This window comes from Clostridium sp. HBUAS56010 (assembly GCF_007115105.1).
Lineage (GTDB): Bacteria > Bacillota > Clostridia > Lachnospirales > Lachnospiraceae > Lacrimispora.
Map to the genome: position 1 here is coordinate 19,103 of NZ_SULJ01000010.1, position 16,210 is coordinate 35,312.

Consider the following 16,210-nt stretch of genomic DNA (forward strand, 5'->3'; position numbering starts at 1 on the left):
GTGCAGATTATGCAGTTCTCCCTGCATGGTCATTTGATCAAATCCATTCTGTCTTAATGCCTCATAAAGCACAATAGATACAGAATTCGATAAATTCAAAGACCGGATATCTCCCCACATGGGTATTCGAATACAGTTTTCCTGATTATTTATCAAAACCTCTTCTGGTATTCCTGCACTCTCTTTGCCGAACATCAAAAAACAATCCGGGTCATATTCCACTTCACTGTATACATGAAGCCCTTTGGTAGTAGCCATATAGATTCTGGCACCTGGATTACGGTCTAAAAAGTCCTGATAATCGCTGTAAACCGTCACATCCAGCTTATCCCAATAATCCAGCCCTGCCCGCTTGATCAGCTTATCATTGAGTTTAAACCCAAGGGGCTCAATCAGATGCAGTTTTGTATCTGTAGCCACACAGGTTCGTCCAATATTACCCGTGTTGGCAGGCATCTCTGGTTCCAAAAGTACAATATTCATGTCCTTATTCCTTTCCGTCAAGTCTCTTAATGAAACGGTCCATTCGCCCCAGAGCTTCCTTTAAGTTCTTTAAGGAATAGGCATAGGAGATACGGAGGTAACCTTCTCCGCAGTCTCCGAACGCAGTCCCCGGAACAACCGCAACCTTTTCCTCACGCAAAAGTCTGGTAGCAAATTCATCCGAAGTCATATGAAAACGCCTGATGGAAGGAAAGGTATAGAAAGCTCCATGGGGTTCAAAACATTCAAGCCCCATCTCCTGGAACGCATTCATCAGATATCGGCGCCTCTGATCGTAGGATTCCCTCATCATCTCCACATCTTCATCACCATTGCGGAGCGCTTCCACAGCCGCATACTGACTGGTGGTAGGTGCACACATAATGGCAAACTGATGTATCTTTAACATCTGTTCCAGAATTACCCTGGGTGCTGCCGCATATCCAAGCCGCCAGCCTGTCATTGCATAGGATTTGGAAAAACCGTTAATTAACACGGTGCGGTCTTTCATCCCTGGAAACGCAGCAATGGTGGTATGTTCCCCTCCATAAGTCAGTTCCGCATAGATTTCATCAGATATTACAAATAAATCTTTTTCCAATACCACGTCAACAATATCTTTTAATTCTTCGGCCGTCATCACCGCACCCGTTGGATTATTAGGGAAGGGGAGCACAAGAACTTTGGTTTTTTCTGTAATCTTTTCCAGAAGCTTTTCCTTTGTCAGCTTAAACTGATCCTTTGCTTCTAAGTCAATGGTAACAGGTACTCCATTGGCAAGAATGGTGCATGGAACATAAGAGACATAACTTGGCTGTGGTATCAGCACCTCATCTCCTGGATCTAACATGGCACGAAGGGCAATATCAATGGCTTCACTGCCTCCCACCGTAACCATCACCTCATGGTCCGGGTCGTAAGTAACTTCAAAGCGTCTGCTTAAATAGCTGCAAATCTCCACTTTTAATTCTCTTAATCCTGCGTTAGAAGTATAAAAAGTACGACCTTTTTCCAGAGAATATATGCCTTCTTCCCTAATATGCCAGGGAGTATCAAAATCTGGTTCTCCAACCCCCAGGGAAATAGCGTCTTTCATCTCACTGACTATATCAAAAAATTTACGGATTCCAGAGGAGGGGATCTCTACAATTCGGTCTGATAATGGATTTCTCACGGCGTAATCAACATCCTTTCATCGGGTGTCTCTCCTGCAAGAACAGTCCCGTGGTCCTTATATTTTTTGAGGACAAAATGAGTCGCTGTGCTAAGTACTGATTCCATAGGGGAAAGCTTATCCGAAACAAACTGTGCCACCTGTCTCATGGTTCTGCCTTCAATAAATACCGTAAAGTCAAAAGCACCTGACATTAAGTAAACTGCATCCACTTCATTATACTGGTAAATCCGTTCTGCAATCTTATCAAATCCCATTCCTCTTTGAGGTGTTACCTTAACCTCAATCAGTGCCACAACCTTTTCATCACTGGTATTATCCCAGTTAATCAGCGTATGGTATCCGCATATGATCCGTTCCTTTTCCATCTCAGCAATCTCATTGGCAATGGAAATTTCACTTTCTCCAAGTAAAACAGCCAGATCTTTTATATCAATCCTGCTGTTTTTTTCTATAATTGCCAATATTTTTTCCCTCATATCCTTACCTCCTGTTATATGAAATCATCTCAGCACTTTATAAAGTTCATCTTTTGTGGGGCGGTCAAGATATCCTATGCAATCCTGATGTTCCATAGTCCGCCCGATTCCTTCTGTAACTTTTCCTATTACAGTCCCCTGGATTCCCTGTTTTCTCATGGCATCCGTCAGATCTGCACCGTGATCTGCGGTAAGGAGCAGGCAGTGAACGGAGAAAAGGCGGTACGGGTTTAATTCGTACCGCTCACAAATCTCAATCGTCTCCTGCCTGATGGGAATACGGCGAAGGGAAAAATGAATCCCTGTCATATATGCCCCGGATAAATCCCAGAGTGTTTTCAAAATTCCGCCTTCCCCTGACGGTTCTAATTCTGTGGCGCCAAAGGGCTGCCATATCTTTAAATCAGCGGCTGGCTGCACCTGCTCCTGATGAAGGATCCGGTCCACGTAATCTCTTGAAAACCACTGATATAATTCTTCCTTTTTTTGTCTCACTATTTCCACAGTTCCGGCAAGTCCTGCATATCCGGCTACCACCAGATCCTGTCCAGGCTTTACCTGTCCTGTGTTTTCCCTTTTAATCCGTCTCATCATATCTTCCTACATTCCAGGTCCCTGAATAACCGTCTCTTCTCCAGAATTTCCAGGACCTGAGACAGGCACTTCGGACTGAGGTTCGGGTGTCTGAGGAACCGGTTCGGTGACTGGCTGTGGAACATCTGGTGTCTGTGGCTGCGGATCAGAAGGAACTGGCAGAACTGATGCCGGAGCAGCAGGACCAACTTTTACAATGGCTTTGGAAGGATTATAAGTGTCTGTATGAAGAATCTCCCGGCTTTGTTCCACGCCGTCCACATAGACCACTTTCCAAAGTCTTGACTTAATTCCGGTATGAGCTGACTGAACCTGTTTTCTGCTTCCGGGAGCCATAGCCGGATCTATCACTTCTTTGGGTGCTCCAGGATCTGTCACACTAAGGGTTTCTGATAGAAATTCAAAGGTTCTGTTGGCCGGTCTTGTCTCTTTGCCATAGATGGTAAAGGTTAGGGTCCTGCCGGAAGTATATCCCTCAACATAAATAGGAGTGCTGTAATTATTGGTAAACTTCAAATCCTTATAAGTACCTGCTATAGCTGCATCTTCTGACGGTTTGACATAGCCGACTCCCATGGAATGGTTTTGTCTCTGGACTACTTCCAGTTCGGCACGGAGTACTGCATTATAAAGGGTAGTGGATATCTGACATACTCCGCCTCCCACACTGTCTACTACCTGCCCATTCTCATATGCCGCTGCAGTTGCATACCCATTGGCAACGGTAAAGGGATGCATACATTCATAACCGGATAAAGTCTCTCCGGGCATTAAAATACGTCCGTTAATTTTTCCAGCTCCCACCTGCAGATTCTTGGAACGGGATGCTCCGCTTGAAGAAAAGCTGGTGGAAAATGTTCCAAGAACGTCATGAATGCTTGCCAAATCTTCTGTAGTAATAGCAGGCTTCACTTCAGAAACCACTGCAGTTGCTGTTACAGGCTCTTTCAGCCCGTTGGCAAGGGCAGCGTTCAGCGCATTCCTGGTTGCTTCAATATCAACACTTTTCCCGATCACCGATGGTGTAACGGTGAATGCACCATTGCTGCGTACAATGCTGGCATTCTGCGGCTGTACAATGGCAGATGCACATTTCTCATTGATAAACGCTTCCAGCCTTCCATTATCTAAAGCAGTCTCCAGAGGTATGATCACATGATTTTTTTCAATGTCCTTTTTGTTTATATACCTTTTGATCAGATTCCCGCCCTGCCATGAGGCAGCGGCCTGATTCACCGCTTCCGGGTTACTCCAGTGAAAGCCCAGATCCTTTGCCGTAACTTCTACAGGCTGTCCGTCTACCATCAAAGTAATCTTCTGATTCTCCATTTCACTTACCAGCCCCTGGATCTTTTGGCTGGCTTCCTCTTCTGTCATTCCTCCCAGATTATATTCACCTACATAGATGCCATCGGGAAGAGTGTCCGCCATAACATAGGCAGGCGAGAGAAATCCAATTCCAGCCGCCAGTGCAACGGCTGCCAGAGTGATGGATATCGTTTTCTTTTTCATAATCATTCCTCATGCTTTACTGTGACCAAATTATGTGACAACCCCCAATGATTTATAGAAAACTAATCATCATTGGAAGTACCATAGCTGCAATTAATAAAACAACCACTACAATTAAAATAACTGACATAATCTTTTTATTGTTCTTTTTATTAAAATTAATCATGATGTACCGCCTCTCTTATATTCTTCCATACTGTGCTATGATTTTATCCGTAATCCTTGATATTTCATTTCTGGATAAATGATCCGTTTGCACAGATAAAACTATTTTATGATATTTTAATAAATCCTGCAAGTGTTCTTTTTGCCTTTTTGATGCCGGCTGTTCCTTTTTCACCTTATAAATCATTGGTTCACTGGTGAACACTTCCGGATCTTTTCTGCCATATTGTTTCTGCATTTCCTGATACAGATAATGGGCAGATCTGGCATCTGCCAGTGCACGATGACTCTGCTGCTGCCTGATTCCAAAGAACTGACAGGCTGCTTTTAAATTCTTTTTTTCTTCCAAAGGCATAAATTTTCTGGCAAGCTTTAAGGTATCAATTCCACGGCATTCAAAACTCTCTCCATAATTGACCGCTGCCCGCTTGATAAAACTGAAATCAAAAATCACATGATGTCCCAGTACCGGAAGATCTTCTGCAAAATCCAGAAAATCACCGATAACCTGATTAATTCCAGGAGCAGAAGCAATCTGATCGTCTTTAATCCCTGTCAGCTCACGGACCCGTTCCTCAAGTGTACGGTAGGGATTTACAAATGTTTCGTATTCCCCGGTCTCTTCGCCATCAATCACCTTGATCGCTCCAATTTCAATAATCTTATCCCTCTTCGGATCAAGACCAGTTGTCTCTAAATCCAACGCTATATAAGATGAAACCACTTCCATTTCCCCTCTCCTGCTCTATCAATTCCCGGCACCAGGGCATAATTCCTTTAAAAAACATTGACTGCACTTGGGACTTCTCGCTGTACATATGGATCTTCCCAGTGTAATAATCTGGATATTCCATAAGATCCAGTGATCTCTCGGAAGTACTTTCATCAATTCATACTCAATTTTTTCCGGGTCATCCGCCTTGGCAAATCCCAGTTTCTTTGATATCCGTTTAACATGGGTGTCCACAACAATGCTGGGTTCATGATAGATATTGCCAAGAATGACATTGGCTGTCTTTCTCCCTACTCCCGCAAGAGCTGTGAGTTCTTCCATGGTTGCAGGAACCTGACCATGATACTTTTCCATAAGATCCTGACAGCAGGAAATAATATTCTTTGCCTTCATGCGGAAAAATCCCAGGGAATGAATATCTTTTTCCAGTTCCCTCTGATCTGCTTTTGCAAACTTCTCCGGGGAATCATACTTTTTAAACAGGTCTTTTGTCACAAGATTGACTCTTGCATCTGTACACTGGGCGCTTAGAATCACTGCAATCAAAAGCTGCCATGGCGTCTCATGATTCAAATAGCATACATATTCTGTTCCAAACTCCCGGTCAAGGGCATCTAACACCTTTGTTACCCGCTCATTTTGTTCTGCTTTTGTCTCTCTCTTTGCCATGATTCCTCCAAATACCTATCTCGTAAACAGCAGCATTATGAGTCAATGGGTCCCGTTTCTTATAATCAAACAAAACGGCACGTTCATCCCGGAAAACCTCTATATGAGCCATCTTCATAAGCTGTCTTTGTTCATATCCTTCATATCCTTCTTTTAAATAGGAAGCTGTCTTTGCTTCTTCTGCAAAAAATTCCCGTATCCTGTCCTTGTATGGCTCCTGGTCTGCGGAGAAAGCCGGACGGCTCTTTAAATTCTCCCTCAAATACAGATCATATACCAGAAGATCCTGATACAGAGGCAGTTGATCCGGCACCAACTGGCGGATAAATTCTTCTAAAATCTCATAACGTGCCATACGGCTGTGACTGACTCCCGTAAGCTCCTGTTTATCATAGTATTCAGCAAGTGCTTCAAACATATCAAATGGAGACTCAAATTCTTTTATAAGTTCCTTCATTGCGGTACGGAACTGACCGCTGTTGCCATAAACTTCTAACATTTCCTCAAGACCCTTTAATTTCAAAAGCTCTCCATAAGAAACCCAGTTGGTGGACAACACCTCGTAAGGCGCCTGTTCTTTGTATTTAATCCCGTATTCTCCTGCTTTTAAATACATATAAGAGCCTTTTAGAACCTTTAAAAAACCAAGCTGGAGCTGCTCCGGCTTCATGGCATACACCTGATTAAATGAATCCCGGAAACTCACATAATTCTCATAGGGGAGTCCGGCAATTAAATCCAGGTGCTGATGAATGTTGCCAAAGCTGTTAATCTTGGAAACAATCCCTTTTAAAATACCTAAATCCATGGTTCTTTTTATCTCACTGATGGTATGGGAATTGGTGCTTTGAACGCCAATTTCAAGCTGGATAAGACCTGGTCTCATACGGGACATTACCTCCAGCTCCTCCTCTGTCAGCAAATCCGCAGAAATTTCAAAATGAAAATTAGTCACTCCATTGTCATGCTCCAGGAGATGACGCCAGATTGCCATGGTATGTTTATGATTGCAGTTAAAGGTCCTGTCCACAAATTTTACTTGAGGAACTTTATGAAGAAGGAAAAAATCCAATTCCTTTAATACCAGATCCGTATTCCTAAACCTTACGGATTTGTCAATGGAAGAGAGACAGTAACTGCAGGAAAACGGACAGCCTCTGCTGCTCTCATAATAAATAATCCGGTTTTGAAACCCAGCCAGATCCTCATAGAGAAATGGGATTTTGCTTAAATCCACTCCCACCTTTAACGGATTTTCCGCCGGCACACCACGGTTGTCCCTAACTGCCACACCGGCAATTCGGGCAAAATCTTCATCGTTTCCTTTTATATAGCATTGCACGACTTCTTTAAAAGTCTCTTCGCCTTCTCCCATCATAATTCCAAAAACCTCTGGTTCCTGATGAAGAATCTTTGCTGCATCATAAGACACTTCAGGACCTCCCAGCCAGATCTTCACATGAGGAAGAATCTTTGGAAGGTCCCGGACCAGTTCCAGAACATAAGCCATATTCCAGATATAACAGGAAAATCCCACTGCATCGGGCTTTCTCAGATAAATATCCTTTAAAATGTCATCCATCTGATTATTAATGGTATATTCTCCAATTTCAATCTGAAACCTTCCATCATTCAACTCCGGTTCTTTTACATAGGCTTGCGCATAGGCTTTTAAGCTGTAAATCCCAGGATTGGAGTGGATGTATTTGGCATTGAGTGCCGCCAGTAAAAATTTCATGTTAAACCTCTATCTCTATCTTTCTTCCCGTGGGCTGATACTGATAATGCCGGACTCCTGCTGCATTTAACATTCGCTTTGACGCATTCACCGCTGGCGTTCCTGCATATTTGTCCGAACCGTATACAATGGTCTTGATTCCTGCCTGAATAATTGCCTTTGCGCATTCATTGCAGGGAAATAAGGTCACATACAACTTACAGCCTTCCAGACTTCCGCCTCTATAATTAAGGATAGCATTTAATTCACTATGGGTGGAATAGAAATATTTGGAATTGTAGGGATCATTTTCTTCATTCTCTCTGTCCCATGGAAATTCATCATCAGAACATCCGATAGGAAATCCATTATAGCCCATGGACAGAATCTTATTATCTTCGCTCACAATACAGGCACCTACCTGTGTACTGGGGTCCTTGGATCTTTTACCAGAAAGTACGGCAACACCCATAAAATATTCATCCCATGTAATATAATCTTCTCGTTTACCAGTCATAAAATATCCTCCTGTGCTTTTCTTATATGATAACCAGCAGCTTTCGTAAGACGGTTCATGATTGCCTGTCCCAGGTGATCTTTGGAAAAACTTTCGGAAAAAATAAAATCTGCATTCAGATCATCAAACTCCCGCAGCACCCCATAAAGATTATGGGCAATGGTTTCTTCTTTTGCCCTTATTCCCATACTCTTTATCATGCCGCCTGGATAATTCTCCTTTGTCTCTTCCGTGCAGATAATTCCCACCTTAAATCCCTGTGATATCTTTTCTTCTGCCAGCCTGTTGATTGTGTTAATTACTGCCTGTTCCTCACCTTCCACCAGTGTTAAATCCGCTTTTGGCGCATAGTGTCTGTACTTCATTCCCGGCGCTTTGGGTTTTGTCTGTGCTTTCATGGGACCGGAAGTAATCGCCGGGTCAAGTGAAATCTCCCGACCAAGCACCTCTGAAATCATCTCCCTGGTAATGGCTCCCGGTCTTAGAATCATTGGCTCTTCTTCGGATACATCAACGATGGTGGATTCCACACCGATTCCTACAGCACCACCATCTACAATCATCTCAATCTTTCCATTCATATCCTGCCACACATGATCTGCCGTTGTAGGGCTTGGACGTCCGGAAGTATTGGCACTTGGTGCTGCAACGGGCACTCCGGACAGGCGGATCAGGGCACTTGCCACCGGATCGGAGGGCATGCGCACTGCCACCGTATCAAGACCACCTGTTGTGCCGTAAGGAACCAGATCACTCTTTGGAAAAATCAATGTCAAAGGACCAGGCCAGAACGCTTTCATCAGCTTTCTCCCGGTTTCTGATATTGTTAAAACCAGGGAATCCAGATCTTTAAAATCTGCAATGTGGGCGATCAGGGGATTATCTGAGGGTCTGCCCTTTGCTGCATATATCTTTTTCGCAGCTTCTTCATTCAGGGCATTGGCTCCTAAGCCGTATACCGTTTCCGTAGGAAAGGCAACCAGACCGCCATATTTTAATATCTCTGCAGGCTTTTTTAACAGCTCTTCCAGATGATCATTTTCTTCTATAATAATTCGTTCTGTTTCCATCTTCCATTGCTCCTTTTCACTTCCATTTATCATATCACAGCCCCTGTCGCCATGCAACTTCTTTGCAGGAAGCAAACAGGTCTGCATCTATGGGAAAGTGTAAACAAGGGTTGCAGGTTTCATGTAAAAATGATACCATGATAAAAACATGTTATTTTGGAGGAAAAACCTTGAAACTCATTATACCAGACAACTACGATCCCCGGCTGACCGTCCGGGAGACCCAGGATGCGATTAAATACATACGTGATACATTTCAAAAAGAACTGGGAAAGGAAATGAATCTGGAGAGAATCTCCGCTCCTCTGTTCGTAGACAGAAAAAGCGGTTTGAATGATAATTTAAACGGAGTAGAACGTCCGGTTGAATTCGACCTTGCCGGAATTCCAGGAGAGACCATGGAAGTGGTCCATTCTCTTGCCAAATGGAAACGAATGGCACTTCATGAATACGGATTTCAGCCTGGTGAAGGTCTATATACCAATATGAATGCAATCCGCAGAGACGAGGAATTTGACAATTTACACTCCTGCTATGTGGATCAATGGGACTGGGAAAAAGTGATTACCAGACAACAAAGGAATGAGGAGACTCTAAAGGAAACGGTAAAAACCATATTTAAAATCATTAAGCATATGGAACATGAAGTATGGTACAAGTATCCTGAGGCGGTAAAACGTCTTCCCGAGGACATTACTTTTGTCACCTCACAGGAACTGGAAGACCGTTACCCACAAAACACCCCAAAAGAACGGGAAAATTTAATTACAAAAGAATATGGCTGTGTCTTTTTAATGAAGATTGGCGATAAATTAAAAAGCGGGGAACCTCATGATGGCAGAGCGCCAGATTATGACGACTGGCAGTTAAATGGAGATATTCTGTTCTGGTTTGAACAACTGAACTGCGCCCTGGAGATATCCAGCATGGGAATCCGGGTTGATGAAACTTCTCTGGCTGCACAGCTAAAAAAAGCCGGCTGTGAAGATAGAAAGGAACTTCCTTACCACAAAATGCTTTTAAACGGCGAGCTTCCCTTCACCATCGGAGGAGGCATCGGGCAATCCCGTCTTTGCATGCTTTTACTTGACCGTGCCCATGTGGGAGAAGTCCAGGCAAGTCTCTGGCCAGATGACATGAGAGAAATCTGCAGAAAAAACAAAATTTTTCTTCTTTAGAATATGAAAAGGAAACCTGGCATATATGAAAAAATGGTTTATCAGAAAACCTGGTTGAAATCATAGATAAGGTAAATAAAAAGAGGCATAAAGAGAGTGACATCCAGTTCTACATCAGTATGTCATTCCTCTTTATACCTCTTTTTATAATTTTCTTATTTTCTACCGTCCATTTAAATATTCCATAATGCCCATGTGAATGGTCCATGCAACACGATCCTGGTATTCTTCGGAATTTAGTGAAGCAGCTTCTTTCCAGTTTGTTAAAAAACCACATTCAACGATTACAATGGGGGATTTTACATGAAGGAGCAGGTAATAATTATCATTGGGCTTTGCCAGCCTGGTATTCTTCTCTCCCAGTACATAATCAAACCGCTCCTGTATAATCTCTGCCAATCGCTTTCCTTTATCGGATTTTTTATAATAAAATACCTGTCCTCCCGAAATCTCCTCCTGATGGTAACTATTCTGATGAATGCTGACAGTCAGAGCAGGATTGGCATCGTTAATAATCTCACATCGCTTTGTCATATCCGCCATCTTCTTTCTGCTGTCCCGGTCCGTATATAATCCATTGTCATTTTTTCTGGTCAGAACCACTTCCACATCCGAAGCTTCCAAATATTTTTTCAGCCGGTTGGTGATCTGTAAATTGATATCCTTTTCTAGTGTTCCATCAATTCCGATCTTCCCCGGATCATTTCCACCATGCCCGGCATCGAGTACCACGACTGGTTTGTCTTTTCCAGCTTTTACACTGACTCCCGCCGTCATCTTACCAGCATGGCTTGATATGACATAAACCAGTACCAGCAAAATTACCGCCATAAACGGTTCCCATCTTTTTAATTTCACAGTTTCTACCTGACACTCATTCTTATTGAATTATATCTTTAAGTGAAATAAAAAAGAACTAGTTCAAGCTTGTTTATTATTTTTTCAACGAAACTTCTTTCCAGATATCTTCTGGCTCAAATCCCAGTTTCCAACAGGCTACGCCTGCCAGATCATACTTCTTAACCTTATCCATCTTAATGCCTATGGAACGTTCTTCCTCCATCCATATTTTTTTGAGACCTTCGTCTGTCTCCAGTTCTCCATAATACTGTCCATACGCTTCCAGCCATTCAAGTTCCACCTGATTGGTACTCACCCACTCTTTGGCTTTTACGATACCCAGAGAAGAAGAGGTGGTCTTCCCATCTCCGTCCTCTGTCCACACTCTGGTGTAAAAGGGAATCGCCTGAATAACCTTTTCCTTTGGGACTTCCAAAAGTGTATCCTTAATCCCATTCTCTACATATGCAATAGAGGCTACAGAACCAGCGTCTCCTCCTGCATAGTGCTCATCATAGCCCATAACAATTACATAATCAGCCACAATTCCCTGCTCTCTCCGGTTATAGAACTGATTGCCAGGCTGCGGAACATAATTATCTACTGACAGCACAATTCCTTCCTCACGGCAGGAGATGGACAGTTCCCGGATAAACTGTATGTAATGAACGCCTGCTTCCTCTTTAATTCCTTCAAAATCCAGATTGATTCCGTCAATCTTATATTTCTTTGTTTCCGCAACAAGAGACTCTATTAACTTTCTCCGGGTTGATGTTCTGGACAGCAGAACCTCTGTATTAACATCCTTGCTGAAATTATTCAGCAGTGCCCATACCTTTATCCCCTTGTCATGGGCTTTTTTCACATAATCTGAATCTGCCAGAGAACGGTAATTCCCTTCATTATCTGTCAGTTCATACCAGGTAGGTGAGATCACATTTAACCCTTTTGTATTGGCAACGATCTTATCAAATGTTTGATTCCCATCTCTTGTGGTCATCTGATGCCAGCCAAGAACCACCGGATCATCCATGGAACTATTTTTATAAACCGGGGCTTCAAAGGTACTGACAGGCGTCTCGCTGTTTACAGGAGTCAGGTTCCGATGCTCTACATATCCCACAAACCCATCCTCTGTGCGCACCTTATCCCACCTCTTCATAGACTCCAGGACAGTTACCTTTTTTCCTTTTGCAATCCAGGTTATAATGGGGCTTTTGACTCCACCTTTTACTCTTAAATTGGAGTTTTTTCTAACCTGTGCTTTGTTTTCTTCCTGCCATTGGCTGTTAATAAGCATTCGTTTATTCCTGGCACCATCATAGGCAGCTATACGAATATCGGTATAGTTAGCCACCAGACCTGCCGACAGATAAACTCCGTTCTGATCCACCCAGATCAATGGCTTCCCTTTGGTTCCCATAGTGGTTTGATCCGCATACACAATGGAATCCGGCAGTGCATACACAAGAAGCTTCTCCTTACTATCCCAGTAAAACCGTTCATTCAGCCGGCTGTTAACCCATTCAATTGGAAGATAAGTCTGGTCTTCTACGAATATCCCTTTTGATTCCTGCAGTTCTTCATTTAAATAAAGAGCTACTTCATTCTCTTTTACTCCCAGCAGTTCTGTCATATCGGCCTGTTCATCACTTGGGATATAGCGTTCCATAAACCTGATACCAAAGTATCCTGCAGCTACAAACAAAATCAATCCCAATACTGCGAAAAACGGCACAGTTTTCCTCTTCATCTGCTTTCCTCCTGCTATTGGATGGTATGATTTTCTAATGTTATAGATTTTGCTATTGATTATATCATACTTCTGAAAGTTTGAAATTTACATTTTCATTACGTTAAAACTCCCCTTATCCCTCCCTGTGTATCATTCTGGTCCATTTTGGCTGAAGATGGTATCCAACGATACACCACTCATGCTGACAAAATACATCAGCGGTTATAAATCCGGTCAAATCTTATCTCCTGCAGCTTCCCGGTCTTTTCGTCCGGAATATAGTCTGCCATATAAAAACTATCATCCTCCCTTACTTCAAATATTTTACTCCAGTCCTCTTCAGGCAGTTCTTTTCCATCAATAAGAATGGAAACGCCCTGGTTCTGGTATCTTTTAAGTCCTTTTAGATATTGTTCTTCTTTTATGCCTTCTGCCGTAATTCTGGAATTGTCTTTTTTCATCTGTATCTCCCCTGTATCAATTCTTTTATTTTTGTATTACAGCCAGGAAAAAGACCACAAGGATATTTCGTGACATAATCCTCTCCCTTGCCTTAAAATAGCTTCTGATAAAAACCAAACAGTTCTTCTGTAACAGCAAAAGCATCTACTGAAACTGGAATTCTCCTGATCTGGCAATTGAGTCTTCTTTCTATATTTTTTCTGGTCTCTTCACTTCCAAAGGAAATAAAAGTCTCCCAGCTTCTTCCCATACTCCTGCCTGTTCTTTCAAACTCCAGAAACGCTTCTATCTGCCACTCACTGAAACTGCCCAGAACAAACTGCCTGTCACACCTTAAAAACTCATCCAGACTTCCCTCCACAACCGTACCATAATCCACAATCACTGTCTGGAAACCGGACTTTTTGCACATTAAAAGTGTATGAATCCCCGCCTGTCCATAATAATCTGCTTCCAATATCTGAAAACCGTTGGGTTGACTGGAGTCGCCAGTGCATATCTTTGCCATTCTGTCAAAATCTCCATGGTTATTCCATTCTAAAACAGCACACCGCCGTCTCAGCACTCCGCTTAAATACCCTGCAGTCATAATGGAAAAATGGGTTACTCCTACACTTCTTCCCGTGCCTATGATACCAATCATCTCCTGGGTCTCTGGTTTCTTCTGACTTTTTCTAAAAGACAGCAATGATCTTATGGTTTCAATCATGTCTTCCCGTCCTTTTCTTTAATTTTGCCCAATTCCATCTAGCTGCAGATCCCAAAGTCTTAATCTGATTTTTTATTTTCGAAAATCTTGTTTCATTGTGACTCCTTTCCTCTAAAATTCTGCTTGATAAAGCACGATAAAAAGCTTTTACTTCCCGATCTGCGGAAAATGGATTGGGGTAATGGGGTGCGCGATAGCAACGGGAAACCACCACTCCTTTCGGCAGACTGATTCTCGTTCCAGGAATTGTATGATTATAAACAATGGCATAAGGCACTCCCTTTTGTACAATCTCACAAGCCGCCTGCTCTGCTTCCCGCCAACTCCATGGACTGACATCACAGACCAGAATCATAACATCCGGCTCTTCCAGAAATACCTGGTCAGACTGCTTTCCATAATCCTGGATCTTTATGGAAACCGGAGATTTTTTCAACTTTACTCCCGGTCCGTAGTAAGGCTTAAACACCAGGTCGCCAAAGCGTAACAGACCGTACTGGTCCCTTTTTCCGGTTCCAGGTCCTAAGAGATTCTTTTCCATTCCGGAATCATTTTTTTCTTCAAATACATTGGGAAATCCTTGATTTTTAAGATAGACAGACAGTCCGACTCCAATATGAGTCGTACCTGCTCCAGACTTGCTCCCGAAGAGAGCAATGGTAAGAGATGATGATTGCAGACAGTCTTTTGCAGCCGTTCCCATGTTCTTAAGCTGTAACAGCCGTTCTCCCAGCTCCTGTGCAGACAAAAAACGTTCTTCCTTTTCTTCTTTGATACACCGGTTGATAATCCCGGACAGATCGGTATCCCGTAGAGAACCGCCTGTATGGGATTGTCCTGGAAATCTTCCTGAGTATAAATAATGGAGGATCGCACCAATGGCATAGAGGTCTGTTCTTTCATCCAGGACTTGGTCTTTTTTATATTGTTCCGGTGCTGCACATCCCACAGTTCCATACCGTTCTCCTGGTACATTGGCATCTTCAAGGGATGCTGCCAAACCAAAGTCAATCAGTTTTATAGTATCATGGCACAACAAAAGATTCTTAGGCTGTAAATCCAAATGCAAAATGGGGTCTGGTCCTGCAGAATGCAGGTAATGAATGATGTTTGTCAACTGAATTCCATAGAATATGGTCAGTTCTTTAGACAAATGACCTTTTCTTTTAACTAGGTCAAATAAAGATTCTCCTTCCAGATACTCTTCGATTAAATAACTATAAGATTCGTCTTCTTCTACGTCATAAATAATGGGGATTCCGGGATGTCGAAGCTCCTTTAGAATAAGTGCTTCCTTTCTGAAATGATCATAATTGAGAAAGCTTTTGGCTACCCGCTTAATTGCCCGGTATTCCTCAAGCTCAAGATGAACCGCCAGAAAAACTGTACCTGCCCGACCGGTTCCCAAGATGCCGCATATCTGATATTTGCCAAACAGAACGGTGCTTATTCCTGCCACCTCCTTCTCGTCTGTCCAATATCATCTCTTGAAACGTATTTTAATTGATTTTTTATTTTTTATCAACTGGTTTTTTATTTTTTAACACCAATGAAACATCTGTCTCATTACCGGAAGAAATAAAAAAGTTGAAATACAGTAAAATAGCAGTACCATTTTAGTATCATAATGACAACAAATTGATGTCACTTTTACTTGCAAATAGAGTACTTATGTATTAGAATAATATTAAAGAAACAACCGCCCCAATACAAGGGGTTGGCCTATTAGAAGATAGAAATCCACCCTCAAACACGCCAATGTTTTACAAGGGTGGTTTTCTATGCCTGTTTCCAGGACTTTATAGAAAAACGCTACTTACAATTTACGAAAATAAAGGTAAGTAATGCGATTATGAACATACCAAAGGCCATCAGGTCTTTAAAGTCATATTTCATCCGCACCACCTCCCATCTATGTAATGATGGAAGGCCAACGCCCTTGCAGTGACACGATTGCTCCATACTATTATGGTAACATATACCATTTCTGTGTGCAATTGTTTTTGTGGCTATTTTCTATTCCAGATGGTACAGGCATCAAAAGATCACTATGCCTGTCTTTTCTAATAAATCACAGGAAATAGTATTATATTCGTATCATGCACAAAAACAAAACCGGAAAATCCCAGTAATAAAATAGGATACCCGGTTTTTTGCATATAAACCTTAAATT

At 42.4% G+C, this 16,210-nt stretch carries 16 protein-coding genes; 1 reads left to right on the forward strand and 15 read right to left on the reverse strand.

Annotated elements, in window-relative coordinates; all coding sequences use genetic code 11:
• From trmL to FAY33_RS14515, 10 genes are all read right to left on the reverse strand, one after another.
• The coding region (gene trmL / locus FAY33_RS14465) for a tRNA (uridine(34)/cytosine(34)/5-carboxymethylaminomethyluridine(34)-2'-O)-methyltransferase TrmL (RefSeq protein WP_143322054.1) at window positions 1-483 on the reverse strand (483 nt) is incomplete at its 3' end.
• Window positions 484-487: 4 nt separating this feature from the next.
• A complete protein-coding gene (locus FAY33_RS14470) occupies window positions 488-1,657 on the reverse strand; it encodes an aminotransferase class I/II-fold pyridoxal phosphate-dependent enzyme (protein WP_143321949.1) in 1,170 nt (389 codons plus the stop codon).
• The gene (locus FAY33_RS14475; protein WP_143321950.1) at window positions 1,654-2,136 is read right to left on the reverse strand and encodes an Lrp/AsnC family transcriptional regulator; all 483 of its coding nucleotides are present in this window, start codon (window positions 2,134-2,136) and stop codon (window positions 1,654-1,656) included. Before FAY33_RS14475 ends, FAY33_RS14470 begins: the two co-directional genes overlap by 4 nt.
• A gap of 24 nt (window positions 2,137-2,160) precedes the next feature.
• A complete protein-coding gene (locus FAY33_RS14480; protein ID WP_143321951.1) occupies window positions 2,161-2,727 on the reverse strand; it encodes an AIR synthase in 567 nt (188 codons plus the stop codon).
• A 9-nt stretch (window positions 2,728-2,736) separates the two neighbouring features.
• Entirely contained in the window at window positions 2,737-4,242 is a 1,506-nt protein-coding gene (locus FAY33_RS14485; RefSeq protein WP_143321952.1) for a VanW family protein, read from the reverse strand.
• 181 nt (window positions 4,243-4,423) lie between these two features.
• The gene (locus tag FAY33_RS14495; protein ID WP_347562707.1) at window positions 4,424-5,137 is read right to left on the reverse strand and encodes a 3'-5' exonuclease; all 714 of its coding nucleotides are present in this window, start codon (window positions 5,135-5,137) and stop codon (window positions 4,424-4,426) included.
• Window positions 5,138-5,155: 18 nt separating this feature from the next.
• Window positions 5,156-5,809 (reverse strand): endonuclease III, encoded by a 654-nt coding sequence (gene nth, locus FAY33_RS14500; protein WP_143321954.1) that lies wholly within the window; start codon window positions 5,807-5,809, stop codon window positions 5,156-5,158.
• Entirely contained in the window at window positions 5,775-7,547 is a 1,773-nt protein-coding gene (locus FAY33_RS14505) for a B12-binding domain-containing radical SAM protein (protein WP_143321955.1), read from the reverse strand. The genes nth and FAY33_RS14505 overlap by 35 nt, the downstream gene beginning before the upstream one ends.
• Before the next feature lies 1 nt (window position 7,548).
• On the reverse strand, window positions 7,549-8,043 hold the full coding sequence (locus FAY33_RS14510; protein ID WP_143321956.1) for a dCMP deaminase family protein: 495 nt from the start codon (window positions 8,041-8,043) through the stop codon (window positions 7,549-7,551).
• Entirely contained in the window at window positions 8,040-9,113 is a 1,074-nt protein-coding gene (locus FAY33_RS14515) for an L-threonylcarbamoyladenylate synthase (RefSeq protein WP_143322056.1), read from the reverse strand. The genes FAY33_RS14510 and FAY33_RS14515 overlap by 4 nt, the downstream gene beginning before the upstream one ends.
• Before the next feature lie 137 nt (window positions 9,114-9,250).
• Between FAY33_RS14515 and asnA the strand changes: the two genes are divergently transcribed.
• The gene (asnA, locus tag FAY33_RS14520) at window positions 9,251-10,291 is read left to right on the forward strand and encodes an aspartate--ammonia ligase (RefSeq protein ID WP_185967648.1); all 1,041 of its coding nucleotides are present in this window, start codon (window positions 9,251-9,253) and stop codon (window positions 10,289-10,291) included.
• 162 nt (window positions 10,292-10,453) lie between these two features.
• On the opposite strand, the gene FAY33_RS14525 is transcribed toward asnA, so the two are convergent.
• The 5 genes from FAY33_RS14525 to FAY33_RS14545 form a co-directional block, all read right to left on the reverse strand.
• Window positions 10,454-11,149, reverse strand: a complete 696-nt coding sequence (locus FAY33_RS14525) for an N-acetylmuramoyl-L-alanine amidase (RefSeq protein WP_143321958.1) — start codon at window positions 11,147-11,149, stop codon at window positions 10,454-10,456.
• Between the two features lie 76 nt (window positions 11,150-11,225).
• A complete protein-coding gene (locus FAY33_RS14530) occupies window positions 11,226-12,884 on the reverse strand; it encodes a glycosyl hydrolase family 18 protein (protein WP_143321959.1) in 1,659 nt (552 codons plus the stop codon).
• Between the two features lie 197 nt (window positions 12,885-13,081).
• Window positions 13,082-13,327 carry a hypothetical protein gene (locus FAY33_RS14535; protein ID WP_143321960.1) on the reverse strand — a complete coding sequence of 82 codons (246 nt, stop codon included), beginning with the start codon at window positions 13,325-13,327 and terminating at the stop codon, window positions 13,082-13,084.
• Between the two features lie 92 nt (window positions 13,328-13,419).
• On the reverse strand, window positions 13,420-14,037 hold the full coding sequence (locus FAY33_RS14540; RefSeq protein WP_143321961.1) for a hypothetical protein: 618 nt from the start codon (window positions 14,035-14,037) through the stop codon (window positions 13,420-13,422).
• Window positions 14,030-15,496, reverse strand: coding sequence for a serine/threonine-protein kinase (locus FAY33_RS14545; protein ID WP_143321962.1), 1,467 nt, complete (start codon window positions 15,494-15,496; stop codon window positions 14,030-14,032). Before FAY33_RS14545 ends, FAY33_RS14540 begins: the two co-directional genes overlap by 8 nt.
• Window positions 15,497-16,210 lie beyond the last annotated feature (714 nt).